Origin of the sequence: Shewanella sp. JNE2 (assembly GCF_023159115.1) — a bacterium.
Classification (GTDB): Bacteria; Pseudomonadota; Gammaproteobacteria; order Enterobacterales; family Shewanellaceae; genus Shewanella; species Shewanella putrefaciens.
The window spans coordinates 4,124,950-4,150,706 of record NZ_CP096169.1; the positions used below are offsets into that span (position 1 = coordinate 4,124,950).

33 protein-coding genes are annotated in these 25,757 nt (G+C 43.2%); 3 read left to right on the plus strand and 30 right to left on the minus strand.

Translation table 11 applies throughout. The features are described from left to right. Positions 1-5: 5 nt before the first annotated feature. From MZ182_RS21485 to flgB, 30 genes are all read right to left on the minus strand, one after another. Positions 6-212, minus strand: coding sequence for a helix-turn-helix transcriptional regulator (locus MZ182_RS21485; RefSeq protein ID WP_411028099.1), 207 nt, complete (start codon positions 210-212; stop codon positions 6-8). Further along, entirely contained in the window at positions 212-436 is a 225-nt protein-coding gene (locus MZ182_RS18320; protein ID WP_248068704.1) for a helix-turn-helix transcriptional regulator, read from the minus strand. The genes MZ182_RS21485 and MZ182_RS18320 overlap by 1 nt, the downstream gene beginning before the upstream one ends. Before the next feature lie 109 nt (positions 437-545). Further along, complete coding sequence (locus MZ182_RS18325; RefSeq protein WP_248068707.1) at positions 546-1,394, minus strand: hypothetical protein; 849 nt, start codon at positions 1,392-1,394, stop codon at positions 546-548. Then, entirely contained in the window at positions 1,394-2,677 is a 1,284-nt protein-coding gene (locus MZ182_RS18330) for a tyrosine-type recombinase/integrase (RefSeq protein WP_248068710.1), read from the minus strand. The genes MZ182_RS18325 and MZ182_RS18330 overlap by 1 nt, the downstream gene beginning before the upstream one ends. A 326-nt stretch (positions 2,678-3,003) precedes the next feature. Beyond that, the gene (locus MZ182_RS18335; protein WP_011787882.1) at positions 3,004-3,291 is read right to left on the minus strand and encodes a hypothetical protein; all 288 of its coding nucleotides are present in this window, start codon (positions 3,289-3,291) and stop codon (positions 3,004-3,006) included. 8 nt (positions 3,292-3,299) lie between these two features. Continuing rightward, positions 3,300-3,734 (minus strand): PilZ domain-containing protein, encoded by a 435-nt coding sequence (locus MZ182_RS18340; RefSeq protein WP_248068713.1) that lies wholly within the window; start codon positions 3,732-3,734, stop codon positions 3,300-3,302. 34 nt (positions 3,735-3,768) lie between these two features. After that, positions 3,769-4,686: a flagellar motor protein MotB gene (locus tag MZ182_RS18345; protein ID WP_011787880.1), complete on the minus strand. Its 918-nt coding sequence runs from the start codon at positions 4,684-4,686 to the stop codon at positions 3,769-3,771. Further along, positions 4,686-5,543, minus strand: coding sequence for a flagellar motor stator protein MotA (gene motA, locus MZ182_RS18350; protein ID WP_011787879.1), 858 nt, complete (start codon positions 5,541-5,543; stop codon positions 4,686-4,688). The genes MZ182_RS18345 and motA overlap by 1 nt, the downstream gene beginning before the upstream one ends. Positions 5,544-5,565: 22 nt before the next feature. Then, positions 5,566-6,282, minus strand: a complete 717-nt coding sequence (locus MZ182_RS18355; protein ID WP_011787878.1) for an RNA polymerase sigma factor FliA — start codon at positions 6,280-6,282, stop codon at positions 5,566-5,568. Positions 6,283-6,291: 9 nt separating this feature from the next. Further along, on the minus strand, positions 6,292-6,759 hold the full coding sequence (gene fliL / locus MZ182_RS18360; RefSeq protein WP_248068716.1) for a flagellar basal body-associated protein FliL: 468 nt from the start codon (positions 6,757-6,759) through the stop codon (positions 6,292-6,294). 15 nt (positions 6,760-6,774) lie between these two features. Continuing rightward, on the minus strand, positions 6,775-7,956 hold the full coding sequence (locus tag MZ182_RS18365) for a flagellar hook-length control protein FliK (RefSeq protein WP_248068719.1): 1,182 nt from the start codon (positions 7,954-7,956) through the stop codon (positions 6,775-6,777). Next, the gene (locus MZ182_RS18370) at positions 7,946-8,272 is read right to left on the minus strand and encodes a hypothetical protein (RefSeq protein ID WP_011787875.1); all 327 of its coding nucleotides are present in this window, start codon (positions 8,270-8,272) and stop codon (positions 7,946-7,948) included. The genes MZ182_RS18365 and MZ182_RS18370 overlap by 11 nt, the downstream gene beginning before the upstream one ends. Further along, a complete protein-coding gene (gene fliS / locus MZ182_RS18375) occupies positions 8,241-8,621 on the minus strand; it encodes a flagellar export chaperone FliS (RefSeq protein WP_011787874.1) in 381 nt (126 codons plus the stop codon). Before fliS ends, MZ182_RS18370 begins: the two co-directional genes overlap by 32 nt. A 13-nt stretch (positions 8,622-8,634) precedes the next feature. Continuing rightward, on the minus strand, positions 8,635-9,981 hold the full coding sequence (gene fliD / locus MZ182_RS18380; protein ID WP_248068735.1) for a flagellar filament capping protein FliD: 1,347 nt from the start codon (positions 9,979-9,981) through the stop codon (positions 8,635-8,637). Between the two features lie 296 nt (positions 9,982-10,277). Then, positions 10,278-11,084 carry a flagellin gene (locus tag MZ182_RS18385; protein WP_248068738.1) on the minus strand — a complete coding sequence of 269 codons (807 nt, stop codon included), beginning with the start codon at positions 11,082-11,084 and terminating at the stop codon, positions 10,278-10,280. Between the two features lie 225 nt (positions 11,085-11,309). After that, positions 11,310-12,125: a flagellin gene (locus MZ182_RS18390; protein ID WP_248068740.1), complete on the minus strand. Its 816-nt coding sequence runs from the start codon at positions 12,123-12,125 to the stop codon at positions 11,310-11,312. A 218-nt stretch (positions 12,126-12,343) separates the two neighbouring features. Then, positions 12,344-13,150 (minus strand): flagellin, encoded by an 807-nt coding sequence (locus MZ182_RS18395; protein WP_248068743.1) that lies wholly within the window; start codon positions 13,148-13,150, stop codon positions 12,344-12,346. A gap of 218 nt (positions 13,151-13,368) precedes the next feature. Then, positions 13,369-14,169 (minus strand): flagellin, encoded by an 801-nt coding sequence (locus tag MZ182_RS18400; RefSeq protein WP_248068746.1) that lies wholly within the window; start codon positions 14,167-14,169, stop codon positions 13,369-13,371. A gap of 134 nt (positions 14,170-14,303) precedes the next feature. Beyond that, entirely contained in the window at positions 14,304-15,317 is a 1,014-nt protein-coding gene (locus MZ182_RS18405) for a hypothetical protein (protein WP_248068749.1), read from the minus strand. Between the two features lie 12 nt (positions 15,318-15,329). After that, positions 15,330-16,247 carry a flagellar hook-associated protein FlgL gene (gene flgL, locus MZ182_RS18410; RefSeq protein ID WP_011787869.1) on the minus strand — a complete coding sequence of 306 codons (918 nt, stop codon included), beginning with the start codon at positions 16,245-16,247 and terminating at the stop codon, positions 15,330-15,332. A gap of 11 nt (positions 16,248-16,258) precedes the next feature. Continuing rightward, positions 16,259-17,632 carry a flagellar hook-associated protein FlgK gene (gene flgK, locus MZ182_RS18415; RefSeq protein ID WP_248068752.1) on the minus strand — a complete coding sequence of 458 codons (1,374 nt, stop codon included), beginning with the start codon at positions 17,630-17,632 and terminating at the stop codon, positions 16,259-16,261. Then, positions 17,629-18,036, minus strand: coding sequence for a rod-binding protein (locus tag MZ182_RS18420; protein WP_248068764.1), 408 nt, complete (start codon positions 18,034-18,036; stop codon positions 17,629-17,631). The genes flgK and MZ182_RS18420 overlap by 4 nt, the downstream gene beginning before the upstream one ends. Further along, positions 18,036-19,154: a flagellar basal body P-ring protein FlgI gene (locus tag MZ182_RS18425; RefSeq protein WP_011787866.1), complete on the minus strand. Its 1,119-nt coding sequence runs from the start codon at positions 19,152-19,154 to the stop codon at positions 18,036-18,038. The genes MZ182_RS18420 and MZ182_RS18425 overlap by 1 nt, the downstream gene beginning before the upstream one ends. 15 nt (positions 19,155-19,169) lie before the next feature. Next, positions 19,170-19,832 carry a flagellar basal body L-ring protein FlgH gene (gene flgH, locus MZ182_RS18430; RefSeq protein WP_011787865.1) on the minus strand — a complete coding sequence of 221 codons (663 nt, stop codon included), beginning with the start codon at positions 19,830-19,832 and terminating at the stop codon, positions 19,170-19,172. Positions 19,833-19,842: 10 nt separating this feature from the next. Further along, complete coding sequence (gene flgG / locus MZ182_RS18435; protein ID WP_011920054.1) at positions 19,843-20,628, minus strand: flagellar basal-body rod protein FlgG; 786 nt, start codon at positions 20,626-20,628, stop codon at positions 19,843-19,845. An 11-nt stretch (positions 20,629-20,639) separates the two neighbouring features. Further along, entirely contained in the window at positions 20,640-21,374 is a 735-nt protein-coding gene (locus MZ182_RS18440) for a flagellar basal body rod protein FlgF (protein ID WP_011787863.1), read from the minus strand. Between the two features lie 14 nt (positions 21,375-21,388). Further along, on the minus strand, positions 21,389-22,576 hold the full coding sequence (gene flgE, locus MZ182_RS18445) for a flagellar hook protein FlgE (protein ID WP_011787862.1): 1,188 nt from the start codon (positions 22,574-22,576) through the stop codon (positions 21,389-21,391). 21 nt (positions 22,577-22,597) lie between these two features. Beyond that, entirely contained in the window at positions 22,598-23,260 is a 663-nt protein-coding gene (locus MZ182_RS18450) for a flagellar hook assembly protein FlgD (protein WP_248068767.1), read from the minus strand. Position 23,261: 1 nt separating this feature from the next. Continuing rightward, entirely contained in the window at positions 23,262-23,678 is a 417-nt protein-coding gene (gene flgC / locus MZ182_RS18455) for a flagellar basal body rod protein FlgC (RefSeq protein WP_011787860.1), read from the minus strand. Between the two features lie 8 nt (positions 23,679-23,686). Beyond that, a complete protein-coding gene (flgB, locus tag MZ182_RS18460) occupies positions 23,687-24,037 on the minus strand; it encodes a flagellar basal body rod protein FlgB (RefSeq protein ID WP_011787859.1) in 351 nt (116 codons plus the stop codon). Between the two features lie 97 nt (positions 24,038-24,134). Between flgB and flgA the strand changes: the two genes are divergently transcribed. From flgA to MZ182_RS18475, 3 genes are all read left to right on the plus strand, one after another. Beyond that, positions 24,135-24,872: a flagellar basal body P-ring formation chaperone FlgA gene (gene flgA, locus MZ182_RS18465; RefSeq protein ID WP_248068769.1), complete on the plus strand. Its 738-nt coding sequence runs from the start codon at positions 24,135-24,137 to the stop codon at positions 24,870-24,872. 99 nt (positions 24,873-24,971) lie between these two features. Continuing rightward, a complete protein-coding gene (flgM, locus tag MZ182_RS18470) occupies positions 24,972-25,256 on the plus strand; it encodes a flagellar biosynthesis anti-sigma factor FlgM (RefSeq protein WP_011787857.1) in 285 nt (94 codons plus the stop codon). Next, a complete protein-coding gene (locus tag MZ182_RS18475; protein WP_011787856.1) occupies positions 25,246-25,701 on the plus strand; it encodes a flagellar protein FlgN in 456 nt (151 codons plus the stop codon). Before flgM ends, MZ182_RS18475 begins: the two co-directional genes overlap by 11 nt. The last annotated feature ends 56 nt before the right edge of the window (positions 25,702-25,757 follow it).

Here is a 25,757-nt window from a genome sequence, read left to right on the forward strand (position 1 = left end):
CATGCTTACTTCAACAGCCATTCGTGCACATTTTTGAACAGCCAACATGAGCGACCATTCTCAATCAATGACGGTTTGGGAAACCTCCCTGATTTAATTCTTCGTCCTAAAGTTGACCGACTGATGCCGAGTAGTCGCTGGATTTCAGGTTTTTTGACTATTCGATACTCATCAATAAATAGCGCTAAGTGATCGTCGTTTGGGTTCTGCATTAGCACTTTCCTCCGCCATTAACTGTTTGACGAGAAGCGACCCACTCAGTTAGCTCTGATAAAAGCCAGCCAACAGAAGTACTCTGTGGATAGAGCTGCCTGCGTTTAGGGAAAAGGCTTCTACGCTCAAGTGACCATGCAGTAGTACGTGAAATGGAGGTGATTGATTTGCGTTCCGCTTCACGAACGATGCGGTCTGTAGATAGTTGATTTAATAAGTTCATGCTCACTCCCGTTTAAGTCTGTTCGGAAGTGATTGTGGGAGAAAATAATTGGCAAAAAAAGAGGTCCTACTGAGCAGGGCCTCTTTTTAACGGCTCTAATACATTGTTTTTATTTAATATTGCACTTTAGCGCACTTTTAATCTTTTGCATTGTGTAAGCTGCATTTAAAGCCTGCTGTACTGCAGAAAGACTCGGTTTCGGTGGTTGCAGAAGATTGTAAGGCTTCTTAATACCTTTAAGCCATGAATTGATAGTCGCGTGCTCGGGAGATCTACTGGCAAATTTAATTAATGATGGGATGTTTTTGTTGTCTCCTTGTTGGGAGAACCCCCTTAATAAGCTATAAATAGCTCCTCCCAACATTAATTTAGGTGTATTAGACAATGATTGATTTTGATATATATGATTAGCCATTTCGCAAACTAATTGTTTGACAGGGTCAATGGCTTTAGCTTTTGACTGACCACCTCTTTGCGGTTGAGTGACTTTAGTCGTGTAACCAGCATTGGTATATCGGTCAGTTATGGCTAATGAATCATTGCTACCTGCGTAGTAGCCAATATGAAAGACTGTCTCAATAATTATATCTACCTGCTTTAACGCCTCTACACCACCTTCTTTTATAACTGCAGTTAACTGATGATGTAAGGTCTCCGCTTGCCTCATAAAAATGTTTGTGTTGTCGATGACTAACCCTAGTTGCGAGGGTTGATGTTTAGATGCCCTCTCGGCATAGAGCTCATTGCCACTTGACCTCACTTCATTGGCCCTGGTTCCTACTAACTTAATAATCCCAATCCCCGGAGCGTCACTACCTTTGATAAGGTCCAATCGATTTTGTTCTTCTTCAGAAAAGGTGTCGTCGACCAATTTCAACATCTCTGACACCATTTCTGGTAACAGTATTCTCTTTATATCATCAACACGGTTCATTTTAACTTTCAAGGGGATTTTCATTAAAAACCTTTTGTTCTGGCTTGCTTTAACATGACAACATTACTTGAGTCTGAACGTAAAAGTTCCAACCTGTCTAACCACAACTCGAGGGCTTGGAGCTTTTCGGGTAATCTTTGACTTCGATTATAAATGCCTCCAACACCTTGTATTGTGTGCCCCAACATTAATTCAACAATATGAGGGGCTACTCCTAAATCATTCATTCCAGTAGCCACCGTGCGTCTTAAGTCGTGCAACGTCCACTTTTTCTCATGGCCTAATTTTTTATAAATGTTTCCACACCATGCACTAACTGCCGTATCAGCCTTTAACTCACCCAAAATAAACTCATTACGACTATCTGCAATTAACTCCATAAGCCAAGGTTTAAGTCGCTCCGGTATCGGCCTCAATATCTCACCACTCAATCCGTTTTGCTGATCCTTTTTTCGATTTTTGTTGTTCTCCGGCGGAACTGTCCAGATCATGCGCTCAAAGTCCCATTCGCTGATTCTAGACAATCTAATTTCTTGAGTTCGGCAACCAAATATAATTAGACACGTTATTAACTCTTTATAGTATGGCAGTAACTTCCCGTCCTCTAGCCAGCACAACAGATCTACTAGTTCTTTTGAACCAGTATCACTCACTAGGCGCCTAGACCTCTTAGACTGTGCACGCGCGCCGATACTTTCAAAATCGATTTCGAAAATGTCACTATTGACCTCGTGCCCTCTTTTTCTAGCATACTTCAATGCCTGTTGGACGTTTCTCAAAACATATCCAGCTGCTACGCCATATACTTTTGCTCTGGCTTCAAAACAGTTAATCCAGTTATGTTTAGTTATCTGAGATAGCGGAAGTTGGCCAACATTAGGAATAATCCATTTGTTAAATTGTTGCAGATGTGTTTTTGAGTTTTTCCGATTCTTTTCCGCGTAGTTATTAATCCATAGTAAAAGCGCATCTTCAACCGTTAGTGGTTTCAAACTCTCTTGGCGCTCTAGATTACGTTCATTTTTAGGATCTTTTCCTTCTGCAAGCCACTGTCGGCATTGTTCTCGATCTTTTCTTGCTGCTGCCAAAGTCAAATCGGGATATCTCCCTAAGACTAGGGTCAATGGGTTTGATTCCCTTCCACCTAATCTATAGCGAAACTGCCACTGTAAATTATTAACAGAAGATGTTTTTGACGGAGAGACACGAATGCTCAACCCATCTCCATCGCTGTATGACTTAGGTTTATCATGAAATGTAGAAAGCAGTGCCTTTAGCCCTCTATCACTAAGTTTCTTAGTTGCCACACCCACCTCTGAGTTACACACCGAGTTACACACATATCTTAGTATAAGGGCAAACAGAATAGAACATGAATAAACAAGAAATAACACAACAATCAATAATATCAGTATTTTAATAATCAGCAGCAACCAGTTGCGAACAAAGGAAAACACCAACTTAATTAATACGGCATGAACTAATCCGCAAGGGTTAAGCTGTCGTATTGAAAAAGGGTTTCTCATTAATGAGAAGCCCTTTTTTGTATTATCAGTTTAAATATAAGGGTGTACTGCACCGAATAATATTGGAACAGACTGAGTGAAAATATCTTATCAACACCTAGCCCGATTTAAAGCAAGAAGAAAAAATAGACAACGAGAAAGAAGGAACTGAGTGCGCCAATCACCACAGGATAAATGAGGTAGGCATCTTGGGCTCTTGCGGCGCGTATAAAGCATAAATGGGCAAGAAAATAGTTATATATAAAAATCATAACGGAAATCATAACACCATTACTAAAGCGCAATGTGTTGATATTGATAGCGATAACAATGAGTAATAGCCAGTTTAGCAGGATAAGATAAAGGAAGACTTTTTGTAGCTTATCTGAGCCATTACGATTAAAAGATGCAGCCATTGCATGCCCTATATTTTGGCTCGTAATTTAATTGCGTCGATTAAATTTTGAACCTCGGTATCGTTACCATTAATCCAACGAGCACCCAAAAATTTTAAATGACCTTTAATTGAGCGTTCTCGAGTGACTTCACATAGGACTCTATATTGATCAAGTTCAATATAGAATTTCATCCCTATGGATAATGGTTCACTGCATAAAATGCCAACACCGCCAATACTAATATCTTTTATGTTCGCGGTACCGAGTGGCGTGAGGATAAACCAACGAGTCGTTGATAAGTTAACCGTTAAGCCATCACAGGCAAACGCTAATGGCACTCTTTTATCATGTCGTAGGCTGAGTCTCTGATGAGTTCGCCGATTATCAAACTCAATAATTTGATACTCAAGCGTAGGTTCAACCTCATCCTCAGAATGTACAAACTCTTCATACATATTCATAGTCATACCTAACAAATGAGTACAAGTGCAAACACTAATGTGCGATAGTCTGTCGTTTTATATCGTTAATGCTAATACCGTTCTGGATAGTCTCGTTAGGCGCGCCTATCATGCCCCTTAATAACTGCTCGGCAGAGGAGGTTAAAATAAGCGCCTCAATTCGACGATTAGCCGCCGCAGCAGTATCCGAAGTAATATAAGGAACCTGATCTGCCATACCTGTTACCTGAATCACCTGATCACGCTTAACACCACCACGCTCAAGCACTCTTCGTGCTAATAGTGCTCTTTCACTCGATAACTCCCAATTGGTAAATAAACTGCCGGCATAAGGCGTGGAGTCGGTATGACCAGAGATAACCATGCTATTGGTGATATTTTTTAAAATTGGCCCTAAAGATAACAGTAACTCTTCAAAATAGGGCTGCATCTGCGCACTGCCGCGAGTAAACATAAATCGATTAACATTATCATGGATCAAAATACGGATACCCTGGGGGACTATGGTGACAGTGATATTCTCCGCCATACTCGAACTTTGTACGACTCGATTCAATTGCCTTGCTAAAACAGTGAGTTGTTCCTGAGTATCAAATTGACCAGGGATCAGTGCGCCCTCCTCAATACCTTCAGCGCCAGCACGTGGAGAAGGGTGAGAAGGTATAATAGTGGGAGCAATAGACATATTTCCTTCCAGATCAATGATCGAGGATGATTGGCTTAGCTCAAATGGATTTATCGGTCCCGTTGGATTCATATCCCCACGCAAATATTGCACTATCATAGTTCGCTCTTTTTGATCGGCAATTTGCATGATCCACAGGACCATGAAGAGCGCCATCATCGCGAGAGTAAAGTCGGCAAAAGCCACTTTCCACGCCCCACCATGACCATGATTACGCTTTCCGCGCTTTCGCCGCTTGATAATAATCGGCTCATTTTTATGGAGCATTAGCTTCTCTGCCCCTCCATCCAACGCTCTAATTCTATAAACGAGGGACGATTCTCACTTTGTATTTGCTTACGCCCTGCATCAATCGCCATCATAGGGGGTTTCCCTTTGGAAAAGGTCACTAAAATAGCGGCAATGCAACGTAACTGTGCTGACTTGCGATCGACTAAATGCTCCAATGCTTTAGCCATAGGATCGAAAAAACAATAACAGGCAAAAATACCGATAAATGTTCCAACTAATGCAGCAGCAACTTTGACACCAATCATGGTAATTGGCCCGTCAATATTTGACATAGTGATAATAATACCGAGTACAGCGGCTAAAATACCAAAACCAGGCATGGCTTCACCCACTTTGCTAAATGCTTCCGATGGCCTTAGTCTGTCCTCTTCTATTCGATGGATCTCCTCTTCTAATATATGTTCTAAATCATGGGGAGATATTTTTCCGATAGATTGTACGCGTAAGTTATCGATTAAGAACTGAAGAACATTTGGGTGCTTTAGCACCGCTGGATACATTAAAAAAATTGAGCTCTGTTGTGGGTTTTCTAAATGTTCATCGAGCACTTTTAAACCCTGAGATTGGATCTGGGCCATTAAAGTGCCCATTAAAGGAAATAATTGAGGGTATAGCTCAGGATCTTCTTTTCCTTTATTAAATAGCTCTTTTAATTGCTCCAGCATTTCTTTTAGTACTGATTGTGGATTAGCAATAATAAGCGCCCCAACTCCAGCACCCATAATGATTAAAATTTCAGCAGGCTGCCATAATGCAGCCAACGCACCACCAGCCCAAGCATATCCACCAAATACTGAAGCTAAAATAATTAACAGCCCAACTAGTTTACTCATTACGATCTTCTCACTTCTAACTTTAGCGCTGCAATATTGTTTTTAACTGTGAAATTGCTGATTTATGTAACTGACAAATACGTGTTTCTGTTAACCCTAATGCCATGGCAATTTCTTTTAAATTCAGCTCATGATGATAGTAAAGCGACAGGATTAACTGTTCTCTTTCATTTAATTTTGAAATAACTTTGATCAAGGTCTGCTTTAGCATCAATTGTTCAACATCATTGCCTCTATCGACCGGATGTTCGCCCACCAACAACAATTCATCTAAGCTTTTCATCGACTCCGCTTGTGTGGAATATAAGCGTTCTCGGTAATCTTCAGCACTAAGACCTAATGCACTGGCAACCTCGAGATCGCTAGGTTCCCGTCCCATTTCACGGCTCAAGCGTCTAACAACATCATTCAGTTCATGGGCTTGTTGCCTAACAGGGCGAGGACGCCAATCTTGCCTTCTTAACTCATCCAATATTGCGCCGCGGATACGTTGTCCCGCGAAAGAAATAAATCCGTTATCGAGCTCTCCAGGATAGCGACGCGATGACTCAAGCAAGGCCATCATCCCTATTTGTTCCATATCCTCAAGCGATAACATGACGCCACAGTGGCTACGCATCTGCGACACGATACGTTTAATCAGTGGTAAATATTGCCGAATAACCTGTTGTTCAGATTGCCGTTCTTCGATTGGATAATCACAGGTTTGTTGATATGCAAGTTGGCCATCTGTCGTCATATCGGCCCCTTACTGGATCACCATACGGGTAAAAAGTACTTCATCAATATCTGATGGCAATTTGTTATCAGATAGCACTTTCACCATCAAAATAAGGGCTTCAGCCTGCAAACCATCGAGCTGATCCAAATGATTTAACTGCTCAAATGTTTTACGTGAAAACATTTTCATCATGGCGTTACGAATGAGGGGATCGGCCTCAACTAACACTGTTTTCATATCGGGATTGTAACTTTTCAATGACATTTCAAGCAGCATGTAATGGGGATATTTATCCCCTGGTATCGATATCACAAACTTTTCTAATGGGTAAAACTTTGCCACAGACACAGGTTCGACTTCAGGTTCAGAGGTAAAAAGCTCTGTTAACTTCCAATCGGCACCATTTATCCCAATCCATAACGCCCCAGCAGTCCAGCTAATGAGTACAAAAAATGCTAGGGTAATTTTTATTACACGCGATTTTACAATTGCCATTAAACAACTCCGGCATTAAGCCAATAAATCTAATTGAGATTTCTCTCTGGTCATCACATCGGCGCCATTTTCCATTGCGGTTTCAGGTGCTATCGATGAAGCAAATAATGCAGTTTCCTGCTGCTGTTGTTGAGATCCACCTTGGCCAACATCCACATCAATTTGACCACCATGATCCATGGCTAAATCCATTCTTAGGCGCTCTAATCCATTGAGTAAGGCATCACGAATGGCGGGATTGACCGCATGCATATGCACCTGTAAACGATCGCCTTCTAAGCGAATATTAAGGTCAATCTTTCCAAGCTCTGGCGGATCTAACCTTAACTCCGCTTTTTTAATGTGTTGGTCAACTTGGAACCGAAGATGTTCTCTTAGGGGAGTCAGGATCTCCTGTGCTTGCTGCGCCAATGAAGCTGTCGGTGTTAACGATACTGGCCCCCATTGTGTTGCACTTGCAGCCTGTGTACTCACAATCGGCAGAGTACCAATGGCATTAATATCTTTCGCTTCATGGCCCCTGAGTTCTGCCAACACACGTTGGAACACAGAGGTATCGGCCTTCAAATGGTCAAAACGACTAGAGTCTGAGAAAGGAGTCGTCATTGCATCCTTTGCCAATGCACTACTTATTGGGGAAATCTCGGTACTCATACTGGCAGGTTGAGAAGCGCTTCCGACAAGCGCCATAGATGACGCCATACCACTGCTAAATAGCGCGCCTCTTTGTGAGGCAACTGATAGCCCAACTAAAGATGCGGAGGTTTGACCTACAGATTCCGTTTTAGATGCTTCAATCGGCAAAGTTACAGGAACAAGCGGAGCAACAACCGTTGGAGTGGTAAGACTGTTCAGAGGCGCGAATGCAACATCATCGAGGCGAATAGACGTTGAGTTAATCTCAGCCTCGCTATTGAACATTGCCCCCTGAGTAACAGCATCCACACCAGTAAAAGGTGCTGATTCAACTAAATTATTAATATGTTGATTCAAAAAGGGGTTATAACCACTTTCTTTCGATTGTTCAGTGGTGATATCCAACGAACGCTCCTGTGGCATAGATTCAGCAGAGGGTTCTACTGGTAATGCCAACAACGTAAAGGATTCCGCTTTATCTTGATCCACTGCACTTGTCACTTTAGTCGTCACATTAGGATTTGTTCCCATATGACGAGTTGAAAGAAGATCAGAGATCATCTAAAGCTCCACTCACTTGCGTTAATTGATAGGCGGCTAAGCCCGATTGTTGTTCCCTAAAACGGCTCATCTCAACGGCTAATTCATCACGCGCCAAAATCAGCTCCTGTAGTACTTGGGCATGTACACGTTTTAGCGCCTCACGGGCTAACTTCTGCTCGGTATCACGGGCCTCACCCGCTTGTTGCAGTGCTTTAATCAAAGCGATATTCACTTTTTGGACGTTAGTCCAATCCTGAGCATCGGCATATTGACGTAAAGCATGCCCAAAACGCGCCCACTGCTTAATTGAGATTTGTCCACCCTTCTCTGACATTCGTAATCACCTGAGTAATAGGAACCAAGGCTTCAGCACTGTTTTCAACACTGGCACTGACAAGCTGACGGCTACAAAAGTCATAGAGGCGGTGTAGGCTGATAGCAACCTCACCACCGTTCTCAAGATCGAGCATTGAGTCCAATCCATGAACGATATTGAGGCATTTATGAATACTCATGCCTTTAGCTTCAAACCGTTGATATTCCATATGGCCTGCAGCACGCTCTAGCTCTTCCAATAACCCATCAAGCAACATACGCACCATATCATGGGGCGTTGCAGCAGCAACTTGTGCATCTAAAGCGGTTTGCTTGTAGGCATTAAATGGATCGTACTCATTTAACATTTATAACAACTTCCTATGAAAACAACTGACTAGCAGAATTAAATTGGTTAATGGTAGATTCCATCGCCGTAAACTGAGCCAAATAAATTTGGTATTTTTGATTCATTTGATAATCATGGCGCGCCATGCTGTCATTCACGCTTTTGATCTGTTTATTTAGTGCTTCCTGCTTTTGATCGATATAGCCATTAAACTGGGTAAAAGGTTTTAGGGTCTTTTCGATACTTTTGACATAGCTGTCTGGGCCCGTAAACATGGCTTGTACTTTTTCAGGATCACTTTTAAAACTATCGGTCAGCTTAGCATCGTCAATTTTCAGTTTTCCATCACGACCTATCTCGATCCCGATATCAGACAAACGCATCCCATTAGCAGCCGTTGCAAAAACCGAATCACGTAATCGAGACTGGAGTAAGCGGATAGAGGTATCCCCTTTCAACACACCAATTTGTGCTTCACTTACTGCGGTGGTTTTATCTTCCTTATCTTTATCGGAAGTACCTGAATCAGAAGTTTTAACCCCCATAGAACGGGTTAATTGATTAATTTGCGTCATTAAGGAGTTAAATGAATCGACAAAATCCTTAACCGCTTTCTTATTCGCTTCAAAATCGTCTGTAACTTTAATCATGCTGCTTTCACCAGCCGCATGTACCTTAACTAATTCGAGGCTAACGCCATCAACCACATTTTCTAAGTAGTTACTGCTACTGGTAATATTGATACCATTTAATGTGAGTTCAGCATCTTGTGCCACGCGACGTTCTGTCATGCCCCAGTCTGCGCCATTAAACTCGACCTTCATTTGATTCGCGACGCCCGATTCCTTTGAAGACAGCATAAACTCGATTTGATTACCCGTGCGCACCAGTGACGCTTGCACACCAGGATTACCCGCTTGTTTATTGATCAGATCCCGTAACTGGGACACAGAAATAGCCGCACCGCCATTAACCGTTGCTAAATCAATTTCCATACGCTTAGTCGGATCGCTACCGACTTGAATACTGATCACGCCCGATGTTGGTAACAACTCGTTTTCTGAGGAATAGGCTTTAGTCAACTGATGGGCTTGTGCAAGTTTATGTACACTCAGGTCATAGTTACCCTTTGGCGCATCGGATTTAACTGTCGCTGTCGCATTTTCGCCCGTCACAGTGGCAATTTTACTTTTCGCCGCATCGCCACCCAGTTCACTTAGCTTGGTGGCCATTTTCTTCATATTATTTTCGAGCAGCGTATAGGCATCTAACTGTGTTTTGCTTGCTGTTAGTTTGCCTTTGTAAAGCGTATCTTTACTGGCGCGATCTGCACCTATCAGTTGTTGAGCAAATTGTGCCGCATTCATACCTGAAATCATAACTACCTCCAACAAATTGAAAAGCAAAACACATGCCAAGGTAAACGCTTTGTTTTTTAAGCAGATTAAATAGATTTGATCGCTAAAAATAACAACTCACTTCCGTAGCTCAGTGTCAAACGGAAAGCCTACTTCCACTACTGAATCTGAAACAGCGATTGCGACACCATTGCATTGGCATATTTGGATGGCTTAAATAATAAAAATGCCAGTCAGCTTAGCTCACTGGCATTAACGCTAAATCTGCAACCTTAGGTTAAGCCAAGTAAAATAAGGCTAACGTAGATTGAGCTAGATTAACGCAGTAGACCCATCACTAAGCCAGTATTTTGGTTAGCAGAAGACAGTACTGTAGTACCTGCTTGAACCAGCAGTTGGTTACGCGTCATATTGGCAGATTCAACCGCAAAATCAGCATCCATAATACGGCCAGCAGCCGCTTTGGTGTTTTCAGTGACGCTAGCTAAGTTAGCTGCTGTATGGCCAAGACGGTTAATATTGGCACCTAAAGTTGAACGTTTAGTGCCAACTGCAGAAATAAAATCATCCACTAACTTAATTGCATCATTGGCGGCGCCTTCTAAATCGCCAGCTTTAAGAGCAGTAATATCTGCCGTAAGCGCTGTAAGTTTAACGTTCAGAACTTCATCTTTACCTGCACCTATCTGGAAAGTTACATCTGTAAGCTTGGTAAAAAGGTCATTACCTGCATAAGTCGTTTTGGTAGCAATACGCTCGATCTCATCATTTAGCTCTTGAAACTCATCATTTAGTGCAGTTAAATCAGCAGCAGAGTTAACACCGTTAGAGGCTTGAGTCGCCAATTCTTTTTGACGATTGGCAATAGTCGTTAACTCTTCTAACGCACCATCAGCAGTTTGCAGCATAGAGGTCGCATCTGAAATATTGCGTGAGGCAGTTTCCATGCCTTTCACGTTTGCATTCATACGGTTAGCAATTTGCAAACCCGCTGCATCATCTGATGCACTGTTGATACGTAAACCTGTTGATAAACGCTCCATCGCGTTAGTCAGTAGGTTATTGCTTTTGTTTACAGCGCCCTGTGCAACGATTGAAGCGTAATTAGTGTGAACACCTAACATATAAGCTCTCCTAGAAAAACAGTTATCTTGGCTATGCCAGAATCTCGGTATAGCTGCATAACTAACTAAGGCGACAACAACAGCGCAAAACTAAAACTTATTTAAAAATAGATGGGATCACCTCTATAAAAACAGACTTAAATGGCATGCACCAAACACCATAAAAAAATGCCAGTAAGCTAAGCTCACTGGCATTAAAACGAAAACGGACTGGCTTAACTGTAATTAGCGCAGTAGGCCCATTACTAAACCCGTATTCTGGTTAGCTGAAGACAGTACTGTTGTGCCCGCCTGAACTAATAATTGATTACGTGTCATATTGGCAGATTCAACTGCGAAATCGGCATCCATAATGCGGCCGGCAGCGGCTTTGGTATTTTCAGTTACGCTGGCAAGGTTAGCCGCAGTATGGCCAAGACGGTTAATGTTGGCACCTAAGGTTGAACGGGCAGTACCAACTTTAGATAAGAAAGTATCTACAGCACCAATAGCGGTATTTGCGCCAGTAGTTAAATCACCGGTAACAGTTTTATCAATTGCGGCTAATTTAACATCCATTGTTTCTGATGTCCCAGCACCAATTTGGAATTTAACTCCAGTACCCTTTACTAGCACACCATCTGTAGCTTCAAATAGTTTATTACCCGCATACGTTGTATTGTCAATAATACGGGTGATTTCTGAGTTCAACTCTTTAAACTCATCATTCAATGCTTTCAAATCATCAGTTGAGTTAACACCATTAGAGGCTTGAGTAGCCAATTCTTTCTGGCGATTGGCAATGGTCGTTAATTCTTCTAACGCACCATCAGCGGTTTGTAGCATAGAGGTCGCATCGGAAATATTACGTGACGCTGTTTCCATACCCTTCACGTTAGCGCTCATGCGGTTTGCAATTTGCAAACCCGCAGCATCATCAGCTGCGCTATTGATACGTAAACCCGTCGACAAACGCTCCATGGCATTAGTCAGTAGGTTATTGCTTTTGTTAACAGCACCCTGCGCAACGATTGAAGCGTAATTAGTATGAACACCTAACATATGTAGTTCTCCAGAAAATAACGATTGTTTTGGTTAGGCCTGAGTTCAGGCATAACTATTTAAGGCGACAGTAAAAACAAATAACTAAAACCTATGTTCAAAAACACCTGCATTTACAATCAAAAATTAGGGTTAGATGAAATACACTAAACGCCATAAAAAATGCCAGCAAGCTAAGCTCACTGGCATTAAAACTAAACTGACTGGCTTTACTCGAATTAGCGCAGTAACCCCATGACTAAACCCGTATTTTGATTAGCTGAAGACAGTACAGTTGTACCTGCTTGAACTAATAACTGATTACGCGTCATATTGGCAGATTCAACCGCAAAATCGGCATCCATAATACGGCCTGCGGCGGCTTTAGTATTTTCAGTCACACTGGCAAGGTTAGCTGCAGTATGTCCAAGGCGGTTAATGTTAGCACCTAAGGTAGAGCGGGCCGTGCCCACTTCTTTAATATATGTATCAACGGCTGTTATTGCCGCTGTCGCATTCGCCGCTGAAGTTAGATCACCACCAACATCCGCTGGTTTTGCAATTAAAACATCTAAGGTTTCAGTAGTACCAGCACCAATTTGGAATTTAACACCAGTACCAGTACTTAATGTGGCGAATAAATCATTACCCGCATAGGTAGTCTTGCCCATGATACGAGTTGACTCTTTAATCAACGCCTGAAACTCATCATCCAATGCTTTCAAATCAGCTGTCGAGTTCACACCGTTCGCCGCTTGAGTGGCCAATTCTTTTTGGCGGTTAGCAATGGTCGTCAACTCTTCTAACGCACCATCAGCAGTTTGCAGCATAGAGGTCGCATCGGAGATATTACGTGAAGCCGTTTCCATACCTTTCACGTTAGCACTCATACGGTTAGCAATTTGCAAACCCGCAGCATCATCAGATGCGCTATTGATACGTAAACCCGTCGATAAACGCTCCATGGCGTTAGTCAATAGGTTATTACTTTTGTTAACAGCACCTTGTGCAACAATTGAAGCGTAATTAGTATGAACGCCTAGCATATGTAGTTCTCCAGAAAATAACGAGCATTTGGGTTAGACCTGAGTTCAGGGATAACTAACTAAAGCGACCGCACAAGCGCTTAACTAAAACCGATTTAAAAATAGAGTACATGAACACTGTAAAAATCAGACTGAAATTGCATGCTCAAAACGCCATAAAAAATGCCAGCAAGCTAAACTCACTGGCATTAAAACGAAACTGACTGACTTAACTGGAATTAGCGTAGTAACCCCATGACTAAACCCGTATTTTGGTTAGCTGAAGATAGTACCGTTGTACCTGCTTGAACTAATAATTGGTTGCGGGTCATATTGGCAGATTCAACCGCGAAATCGGCATCCATAATACGGCCAGCAGCGGCTTTAGTATTTTCAGTCACGCTAGCTAAGTTAGCTGAGGTATGACCTAAACGGTTAATGTTTGCACCTAAGGTAGAACGGGCAGTACCTACTGCCTTAATATACGCATCAACATCGGTTATTGCTTGAGTTGATTTAGCCGTATCTTTTAAATCGCCAGCAACTGCAGTAGGCTTAGCACTGGTTACAGTTAACGTTTCTGTAGTGCCTGCACCAATTTGAAACTGGACTCCCCCCTCCAACTTAGTAAATAAATCATTACCTGCATAAGTTGTATTAGTCATGATACGAGCCGACTCTTTAATCAACTCTTGGAATTCAGCATCAAGTGCTAACCTATCAGCATCAGAGTTCACACCGTTCGCCGCTTGGGTCGCCAATTCTTTCTGACGGTTGGCAATAATAGTTAATTCTTCTAACGCGCCATCAGCAGTTTGCAGCATAGAGGTCGCATCAGAAATATTACGTGAGGCAGTTTCCATACCTTTCACGTTTGCACTCATACGGTTAGCAATTTGCAGACCCGCTGCATCATCTGATGCACTGTTGATACGTAAACCCGTCGACAAACGCTCCATCGCGTTAGTCAGTAGGTTATTGCTTTTGTTAACAGCACCCTGCGCAACGATTGAAGCGTAATTAGTATGAACACCTAACATAGTAGTTCTCCAGAAAATAACGATTGTTTTGATTAGGCCTGAATCCAGGCATAACTCATTAAAGCGACATAAATAACGCATCACTAAAACGCTATCGGTTATTTTTATGATCTAAATTAGGTGAGGTTCAAAAACTAGATTAACAGTGCACTAACCTGCTCACGGTTGGTATTTCCCTGCGCCATTAAAGATGTCACTTGATAGGAAAAAGGATAGGGTTGCATAAATTTATGCAAATGCTGGAGTTCAACCTTAGGCTGACTGGATGCGGTCAATTGCTTAACCTTTGCGAGTAATAAGCGATGGGAAGCGTTAATTTCCTCTATTTGTAATGTCACTTTTTTCTCAACCTTAGCGATTTTAGCTAAGGTGATTTTTAACTTTTCAGTATTATCAAAATGCCATTCACGGGGATCTTGCCAACTAAATATCTCTTCAAGTGGAATATTTCTTGGCTCACCAGCAGGGAGTCTTTGGCCCTCACCGACCATTAAAATCCCACCGCAAAGCTTTGTCCAAGTGTCATCCTGCACCATAAATACAGTGTCATGGGGGGATGAACGATCAATACCAATCCCGATCGAAGCTAATACGGGCCCTATTATCTCTTGTAGCGCTAGGCGATTTTTATTTGCTGGTAAAAGCAAATGCAATGTTTGCTTTTCAGTAAATAGCGTTATGCGTTCATCGCGGTTCTTAGGCGAGGTGAGATCCACCCGCCTAAACTTAAAAAGATGCAAAGCGGCAGGCTGGGATACTGAAATCAAATTGAGATGATGATCGAGTAAACGCTTGCCTTGGTAGTGAGGTTTTATTTCAATAAGTTGACGCCTCACTTCTTCAGCTCTGTTTAAGGTATCCTCAATAATCGTATTCTTATTAAACAGGCAGGTTTGTAACTGCTTATTAAGCTGTCCCATTAACTGCTTAGCTAAGATTAAGCTCTGTAATACAACTTGCGAAGCACTAATATTATGCTGCTCTTGAGTCACTTTAGCCCAGCGCCCATAGGCTTCTAACCTATGTTTAGGGATAGGCCGCGCCTTAGGGATGCTGCGCGGTGAAGCCGATATTGGTGCAACATATTGAGACGTTACAGTCTGACTTTGGTGTAATTGAGTAAGCGACTCACCGATCCCTTTGATCATTTAACTCATTACCTACATATGATTGAAAAGGGACAATTGACTAATCTGCACAAACGTTTGTTGAGTGATTTTTAATGCGGTTAGCTTCACATTAAACTCCGCGGTAGCGGCAGCATAATCAAGCTCCTGCGTTTCACCGATCACTTGCTTGCTAAATAACACCATCTCTTCATGGGAGCTTTTCACTAACGCGAGATTATTCTGCTTGCCACCAAAATCTGTAATAGCCGCGCCTATGCTATCTAAGGTTTCACTTAAGGCGGTTTGTATTCCATTAGCGGCGGCGCTAAAGGCGGGATCGCTTGGCGACAAACTCGGATCCTTCAACACACTAATATAATCCATTGTTTGGTTTAGAATATCTTGCCCTGCATTAGAAAATAATAACTGCTCAGCGGTGACATTAGCCGTTGTCCATGAAGAATTTGAGGTTTGCACTGTTCTCTGATTGGCATCACCTTGATACACATATCGACCAGTAGCATCTTTAACAACGGGGATTTTATCAATCACATTACCTGAAAACAGATAATTACCTGACTCATCTGTAGCATTAATATTATCCACTAAGCCTTTTAAGAGTTCTTCCATTTCTGAAGCATAGGAAGCTCTATCTTCTACCGAAAGGTTTGAGCTATTGGTGGCAATACTGATCTCTTTCATCCGTTGCTGCGTCTCAACCATACTGGATAAATAGGTTTCAGAGCGGCTCATACTGGTACTTAACGAGTCGATATTTTTAATGTATTGCTGCACTAACGCTAAATCGCGCTGGTTATCCATTACCCTAACAACGCCGATAGGATCGTCAGAAGGCGCTAATATCGAAACGCCTTTAGAGAGCATTTGATTCAAACGTGCGACATCATACGTTGTGTTCTGCAAACTGTTTAAATTATTAGTGTAGAGATTTTGCATTGTTACACGCATGGATAATGTCCTTAAAAGCTACTTAGCATAGTTTGAAACAGCTGATCCGCAGTGGAAATCACCTTGGCATTGGCCATATAAGACTGCTGATAAATGATCAGATTAATCCCTTCTTCATCGGGATTAACACCGCTGGTACTCGCCCACTGGACTTGTGCATCTTTTTGCAAATCCACACTGGTTTTGGCAAATGAAATAGCCTGGCGAGAAGCAGAACCCAATTGGCCGACTTTGCTGGAAAAGGATTCCGCTAAGCTGGTACTACTACCAAGGCTAGTAAAACTCAGTTCCTTATTGGCCAACTGCACTAAGGCTTTCAAGTTTGTGTTATCTCCTTGGGTGCCATCCTGACCAAAGGCAAGTTTATCAGGTGTAAAACCAGCAGTTAGCGATAAACTCCCACCAGGATTATTGGCTTGATACGTAAAGAGATCCTGTGATGGTGTTGCACCATTTAAATCAGTACCAGAAGCGAGAATTGAATTGAACTCGGTTGCCAACATCACCGCTAATTCATCAATATAGGCTTGAGAGTCAGCAAGTTGAGTATCACGATAGTTAAGTAATGCCCCTAAACTGCCGCCCGCAGTCTGATCGACGTTAAACTGGCTCGCCCCAAATTGAATCGATACTAGATTATTTTTAGGGTTAGCAGGATCAGGTGCGCTGGTCAGTTTAGCCGCGGTATTTCCAGTCAATAACGGCTCACCTCGGGCCAGCGAGATATTGAGCATACCTTGGCTATCTTCAACGACACGAATATCGATAATAGCGGCTAAGTCATCAATGGCCGCATCGCGGCCATCCTGCAGTGCAGGTGGAATTGTACCTGTCACACTGGCAGCCTGAATATCTCGATTGAAATTAGCAATAATCGCAAGTTGTGCGTTTATCTCTTTGACCGATGTCCCCAGTTGCCCATTGATCTGATTACGCTGCGAGTCAATATTATCGTTAATCGCATTCACTCTTTGAGCGACGGCCTTAGCCTCATTGAGCACACTTTGTCGGTAAGCGATTAAATTAGGCTGCTCCATAGAGGAGTTTAATGCTGCAAATAATTGGTCAAGACCTTTTGAAATATTATTTCCATCTGCACCAAATACTTGTTCAGCCTGACGCAAATAGCTGCTTTGCACTTTAGAAAAGCCAACGGCACTCGTGGTTTGCCACAATTGGGCGACCTCGTACTGATCTGAGATCCGCCGAACACCATCCACAAACACACCCGCGCCAGAGCCATATGCGCCACCACCAACTGAACTTAGCATGACTTGCTGACGTGAATAACCTGCAACCATAGCATTAGCGACGTTATTTGACGTCGCATTCAATGCCGCCATACTTGCCAGTAAGCCAGACTTACCAATATTCAACATGCTCATTTAAAATCCTTCACAATGGGCCGCATTATAAGCGCAGGCTGCATTGCTGTAGTTGTCATCTGTTGAGGATCAAAGGCGACCGGATCTTTCTCGGACTGAAATGAACGTGATAGCTGCTTAGTCATCACTTCAGCTAATCCCATACCATTGACTTGGCTCAAGCGATTTGCCAACTCCGCATCATGTAAGTCTTGATAAAGGCCATTATTACTTTTGGTCGTTAAAGGATTATCTTCATCGGCCATAGCGTCGGTGGCGGAACGCATCTGTTTAAGCACTGTTTGCAGGAACTGGGCTTCAAATTGCTGGCTAACCATCTTTAGCGCGCCCTGCTCACCATTAGCCTTTATCAGCTCATCGGCATTGAGCTTACTTAAGTAACCGTTTGGATTTTCAACTTTCATTAGATCACCACCAAATCAGCTTCTAAGGAACCCGCTTCGGATAAGGCTTCCAGGATAGCCATCAAATCCATTGGAGTAGCACCTAAACTATTAACAGCTCTCACAATCTCCTCGATTGACGTGCCCTCTGGCCACACAAACATCCGTTTATTTCCTTGCTCAACCAGCACTTGGCTATCGTTAGTGACGACGGTTTCTCCCGCTGCATTGCCAAGATAAGCGCCATTAGGTTGGCTGACATTTTGGCGCTCGACAATCGTCACTGTTAAATTGCCATGGCTTACGGCGGCTTTTCTTGCAACTACATCGCCCCCCATCACCACAGTACCAGTACGACTGTTAAACACGATCCGGGGTGAACGTCGGCCTTGGTCAATCTTAAGTTCTTCAAGCATGGACATAAATGTCACACGCTCTCGATTCGATTTAGGTGCATGTATCAATACCTTGGCATGATCTTGTGCACGCGCCACATCGGGACCAAAGAGTTCATTCACTGCGCGCTCAATATTTCGAGCCGTTTTAAAATTGGGATCTTTCAGATTTAAAATAATGTCTTCATTATCACTAAAGTTACTTTTGATGGGCGCCTCAAGTAAGGCGCCATTGGGAATGGTGCCAACCGTTGGGACATTGACAGTCACAGATGACCCATTACGACCCGCGGCAGAAATACCACCGACAACGAGGTTCCCCTGTGCCACCGCATAAATTTCGCCATCGACAGCACGTAGTGGCGTCATTAATAAAGTCCCCCCTTGGAGGCTCTTCGCATCACCAAGGGATGAAACGGTCACATCCAAGGACTGACCAGGGCTCGCTAGGGAGGTAATAGTGGCATGCACAGCAACAGCGGCAACGTTCTTTAATTTAGGATCGGTTTTATCATCAATTTGTACGCCAAATTGTTTAAGCATATTAACAACAGATTGACTGGTAAATTTGACTTGAGAGCGATCACCCGTGCCACTTAAGCCAACAACTAAACCGTAGCCTACCAGTTGGTTATCACGTAGCCCTTGTACATCAACAATATCCATCAAATAGCGACTTTGACTTTGCTCTTGAGCCTGTAATGTTCCACTAACCAAAAGTAGCAATAATAAACAACGTAGCATTACAAAAATCCTTGGTTAAAGCGGGAACCATGGGCTATTAAAGTAGCGAGAAGCCCACCCCATAGCATTACTGTCGGCAATAGCGCCTTGACCACCATAAATAATTCTGGCATCGGCAATACGCTGCGATGATATGGTGTTGTTATTGCCAATATCATCGGTACGTATGATGCCAAGCAGGCGTAAATATTCATCGCCTTGATTTAATCGCAGCCATTTTTCACCACGGATCAACAAGGTGCCATTAGGCAACACCTTAGAGACGGTAACGGTAATCGAACCTGATAATTGGTTTTGCTGTGTACTGGAACCTGCGCCATTAAACCCTCGAGAAAAGGAGGTTTTACCATCCGCATCGGCGGTTTTTTCGCCGATATTTCCCTTAAGTCCCATGCCAATATCTTGTTCTTTATTCGTTTTGGTATCCGCTTTTTTACTCGAATAAGTTTTTTCATCTAACGCAACAGTTAAAATATCGCCCTCACGGAAAGCACGTTTATCCTTAAATAGCGTCAACATGTAGCCGGGACGATAAAGACTGCCATCTTTTGCATCTGGCAAGCTGTAGTCAATTTCTGGTGGAGCCCACTCTTTGGTTCCAGGTTTGGTTTCCTGATCTGGAATATGTGACATACAACCCGACAACAGTGCAAAACATAAAAGCCATAACCAATGCATTACCGCCTCCCTAAACCGATTGATTGAGGAATTTGAGCATATCGTCTGAGGCTGAAACGACCTTGGCATTCATCTCATATGCTCTTTGGGTAGAAATCATTTCAACCATTTCTTCCACTACATTGACGTTTGCGCCCTCTAGTGCGCCCTGTCTTAAAGCACCTAAAGCTTGATCACCAGCGACACCTTCAACAGCCACACCCGATGCCGCAGTTTCACGGTAAAGGTTGTCACCACGAGCCTCTAATCCTGAAGGGTTCGTGAAATTAACTAGTGTGATTTGACCTAAATCTTGTGGCTCAGCTTCGCCAGCCATTTGTGCCGTCACAACACCATCACTGGCAATAGTGACAGTTAACGCATCTTCAGGGATCACAATATTAGGCACTAAGGGTAGCCCTTGCGACGTGACCATCATGCCTTCACTGCTGCGATAAAACTGACCATCACGGGTATAAGCAAGATCGCCATTAGGTTCTTCAACTTGAAAAAAACCATGGCCTTGAATCGCCAAATCCAGTTGCTGACTGGTATTTTGCATATCCCCTGTCGTGAATATCTTTTGGGTACCCACGACCCTTGTACCAGCTCCGAGTTGTAATCCGGAGGGGAGGTTATTTAATGCATCGACCTGACCGCCCGGCTGACGCTGGACTTGATAAAAAAGATCATTAAAGGCGACACGATCACGCTTAAAGCCTGTGGTATTCACGTTTGCCAAGTTGTTGGCAATGGCGGTCATTTTCGTATCTTGTGCTGTTAGGCCAGTTTTACTTACCCATAACGCTGATTGCATACCACTAATCCTTAAACATTACCCAGCAAACGATTACCAGCCTCAGCTAGTTTTTCGGCACTTTTCATTAACTTAACTTGAATTTCAAACTGACGGCTCAGATCCATCGACGCAATAAGCTCCGACACGGCCTGCACGTTACTCGATTCAAGGAATCCACTATCGACCAGTACGCCATCATCCTGCGCCATCAACTGACCATCTCGGCCGTAAAGCAAACCATCTTGGCCTTTTTGCATTAAAGCTAAATCGGGATTGACTAGTTTTAATCGACCAACTTCTTCAATGATCCCACCTTCTGAAGGCAACACACTGACGGTACCATCTTCACCGATGAACAGATCTTTATGCTCAGGGAGTACGATAGGGCCATCGTTTCCTAATACTGGCCGGCCATCAATGGTTAACTCTCCCTCGGCATTAGCAATCAAAGCCCCTGAACGGGTATAAGCCTCGCCCCCCTCGACGGCAACCGTAAATAATCCACGGTCCCGAATCGCCAAATCCAAGGTTCGACCTGTAGGGTTGATCACCCCACTTTGATGGCTAAAACCACTGTTTTCGGTCTGCGCCATTACCCGCGTATTTAAGCTATTACCTTGAGCAGCCAAAGCAACCGCATTCACCCGCTCTAGATCGGCTTTAAACCCTGCGGTTTCAGCGTTAGCCAAGTTATTCGCACGAATACTTTGCGCTTCAAGAATACGAACAGCACCGCTCGCCGCGGTATAAAGCATCTTCTCCATGTTAGCGTCTCGTATTAAATGGCATTAAGTAACGCTTGCTGCATTGTCGAGTTAACATCAAGCACTTTAGCGTTGGATTGATAATTACGCTGTGCCGACATAAGGTTAACCATTTCAGCAGTCGTATCGACATTCGAGCCCTCTAAATACCCACCAGTTACGGTTCCCATAGTGCCCGTTGATGGCGCGCCAGTAATCGCTTGTCCCGCCGTATTAGTCGCGACCCAAGCATTGTTACTCACTGCGGACAAACCATTTGGATTGCTGAAGTTAGCAAGGATGACTTGTCCCTGTAACTGCTCTTGGCCGTTGGTATAAGTGCCATACAGCATACCGTTATCATCTAAGCGCACCCCTTTCAATTCACCCGAGGTATAACCGTCTTGAGATAAGCTGGAGTTGTTGTATTTGGCGGCATACTGAGTGCTTTTATCGAAATTGATTTCAAACTGGAGGTTGGATGCGCCATTAGGTAAGGTAAGATCGAAGGCTTGTTTGGTCGTTGTTGGGTCTAAAACACCTTTAGCGTCAAATGTTAATGTCGTTTGTTCGGTGAGTTGAACGCCATCCAGAGTGTAATTAACAGTCCATTCATTCGGTGCAGTTTTGACATAATACTGAGTCACAACATGCTCTGCACCCAAGGAATCATAAACGCTAGTCGTTCCAATTGAGTGATAGCTATTGATATCTTTAGGATCAAAAGCAACGGCTATAGGGTCTACTCTGGCATCTAAATTGGAAACAAGGCCAACTTGAGTTGTCGCTTTTGCTGCAAGTGATGCGGTTTGTACCTGTAAATCACCCACATTACCTTGCTGGATTTTTCCGGTGGCATTCACAGAATATCCCTGCAAACGACTGCCTACGGGGTCGGTAATGAAGCCTTGGCTATCCTTGTGGAACATCCCCGCTCTAGCATACATAGCGCCGCCATCGGTGCCCTTAAGCACAAAGAAGCCTTCTCCTTGAATGCCCATATCAAGTTGACGGCCTGTGTACGTTAAGCTGCCACCCTTAGAAAAGTTCTGCGTCGTGGACATCACACTAACACCACCCGCTTGGCCACCGTTATAGATAGATGCAAACTCGCTGCGTCCACCACGGAAACCATTGGTTGATGCGTTGGCGATGTTATTACTGATGGTATTGAGGTCTTGGGTCGTCGCCTGTAATCCACTTAAAGCTATGTTAAATGACATCTTAATTTCCTATAAAATGAGTTACGAAACTTCAGAAATATTGAGAACTGAAATCACACCGACACCATGGCCCATTTCAGCCATCATCATGCCCGATGCACTGGAAAAATGGATTCGCTCTATCGGTGCTTTTATATACGTAGGCGCGACTAAACTATTTTCACCCAGTGTCGCCTTCGCTTTGATTTCATATTGGCCTTTTTCTAATCCCAGCTCATCTGGATCGATAGCAAAACGAATATCACCGACTGCTTGCGCACCTAATTGCATAGTGTGGACAACTTGTCCTTCGGCATTCACAATCTCGATATCGAGTGCTTCAACCGCATTCTCCAAATACACTTTTCCCTCAACCGTTTCACCATCGAGCTTAAATTCAGACACAGGCACCATGGCATTCTTGCCGATCAAAGACGCCGATTGCACAATGCCTAAATTTTCCATCATGATCATTTGGTTGGATTGATTCTTCCGCATCCCTTCTAAACTTTCGACCTGCGAAAACTGCGCTAGCTGAGAGATATATTCAGCACTGTTAAGCGGTTTAGTCGGGTCTTGGTTTTTAATCTGCGCAATCATTAATGTCATAAATTCATTTTTTAATGATGCTGCATCATTCCCCGGTGCCGCCAATGCGCCAGCAGGATTCTGGACTGGGTTATTTGTTGCGCTAGCCACTTCCATGCTATTTATTTCCTAGTTGCAATAAGCCCTGCTGCATAGAGCGAGCACGATTCATCACCTCTACACTGGTCTCAAATGAACGGCTCGCTGCCATCATGTCAGCCATTTCTTCAATGGTGTTTACGTTAGAATAAGCAACATAACCTTGTTCATTGGCAAAGGGATGATTCGGCTCATAACGCATATCTAATGGCGCATCGGCCTGCACTATATCGCTCACCTCAATCGACGCTCCGATAGCCCCTTGTTGAGTTGAATCGTAAATAGTGGCAAATACCGGCTTTAAGGCACGATAGGCTGACTCAGGAGTTTCGGCAGCAGCCCCCGCATTAGCGAGGTTACTCGCCACCGTATTTAGACGTATGGTCTGGGCATTCATGCCAGCACCCGCTATCTGATAAATATCACCAAATGACATATAGGCTCCTAACGACCTTCAATGGCAGATTTTAGACCTGCTATTTTCATGTTCAAAAAAGTCAAACTCGTTTGATAATCCATCGCATTCTGTGAATATCTCGCCTGTTCTTTACCGAGTTCCACGGTATTATCATCGGCGGAGTTTTGATAAGGCATGCGATAAGCAAGACTGTACTGTTGATTCATTTGCATGCCAGCTTCAACCTGCTTCATGGCTGCCTTGAAATCTAAATCTCTTGCTTTATACCCTGGAGTTTCGGCATTGATTAAATTGCTCGCTAATACCTTGCTTCTCTCCACTCTAAAATCGAGTGTCTGAGGATGTATTCCTAATGCTTTATCAAGGTTGATAGCCATCTAAACTCCTAGTACTGTATGCCTAAATTAATATCGATGGCCAAGCAGCTTACAATTAGCATGCCAATATACTTATCAATATAAAACAGTTGGTTACATGAACGCGTTACGAATAGACGGAAAGTCTTTTTCCCTCATTTTGTTATTGAGCCTATTACTACTTCCGCTCAATGTGCAGGCGAAAGGGAAGCTTTCTGCAACTGAGCAAATATCTCAGCAAATGACAAATGCCGTGTCAGCCGAAATTGCACGCTGGCAAGAGTCGCAGGAGATCAAAAAGATCAGTAAAAAAATCTCACTACACATTCCATCGAGTACGGCAAAATTAAAAACGTGTAGTACAGCGCTGAATATTGAAGCTGCCAAAGGACTCCCTTTTGGTCGGCTCCAGCGCAAAGTCAGTTGCAGTTCTGAAGGTTGGTCACTGTATGTTCGCGCTAAGGTTGATCTCAGTGCTTACATTCCTGTCACGAGTAAAACCCTCGAACGGGATGAGGTTGTCACGGCAGAAAATTTACAATGGAAAATGCTGCCATTAACGGCATCAGATCAAGATATCATTACCGATGAAAAGCATATTTTAGGTCAGGCTGTAGCTAGAAAAATAAGAAAAAACAAACCAATAAGAACGAATAACCTAAGCGCGCCATGGCTTGTGAGCATCGGAGAGGAAGTGATTATCGAGGCAGCCAGTGCCACCTTTTATGCCAATATGCTAGGGGTCGCGATGGATGCAGGTAAGCAGGGAGATGCCATTCGAGTGAGAAATACAAGTTCAGGCAAAATCATTACCGCTTACCCAGTAGCAAAAGGCAGAGTGCAAACCCGCTTTTAGGCTGTAGACCGGATCTAAATAAATCAAAATTTTATTTTAGAAAAACACCATTAGGGTCGCCTATATCTAGTATCAGACCATTTATGACGATGAACATCTATGGAAATTAATAAAATTAACAGTGCGTTAAGCACTGATTTCAACACAAGTAAAAGCGTTAATACGCCCAAAAAGCCTGTTGCATCAGAAAATTTACCAGCATCTGCGAAGCAAGATATTAGTGATGACTGGCAATTACTGGAACAAACCCATAAAGAGTTACACACTATCTCTGATGTTGATACGGATAAAGTCGCCGCCATTCGTCAAGCATTAAGTAACGGTAGCTTTGAACTGAGCTTAGATAAAATTGCAGAAAAGATACTGATACAACATGGAAAATAGCCAAGTAAATAAGCGTGAACTCGTTCAAAGCTTAATACGGGACATTCGTCAAGATCTTGATGGATATAGCCAACTAAAAGCGATGCTTAAGCATCAACGTGAATTAATGCAGCGCAGAGATAATGATGCACTCCTTGCCCACAACGAGCGTCAAACGGCACTTTGCAATAAACTCGCGTTAAGAGCTAAACAACGTAGTGAAAATCTCGCAATTCTCGGTTTTAATGGTGACAACACGGGTATGAAGCGTTTAATTACCGCCCTACCCGATCACTTAAGACCACAAATTAAAATGTCATGGGACAACTTACAACTGTTAGTCAAAGATAGCCAAACTGCCAATGAAACCAACGGACGGTTACTTGTGATGCAACAAGAAACCATTAACCGAATTTTGAATCGCGATGGCCAACACCAAGAAATTGATTACGGCGCCAAACGCTAAGTAAACTCTATGAGCGGGAGTGTCCAAAGCACTCTATCATAGGCAAGAGTGGTATT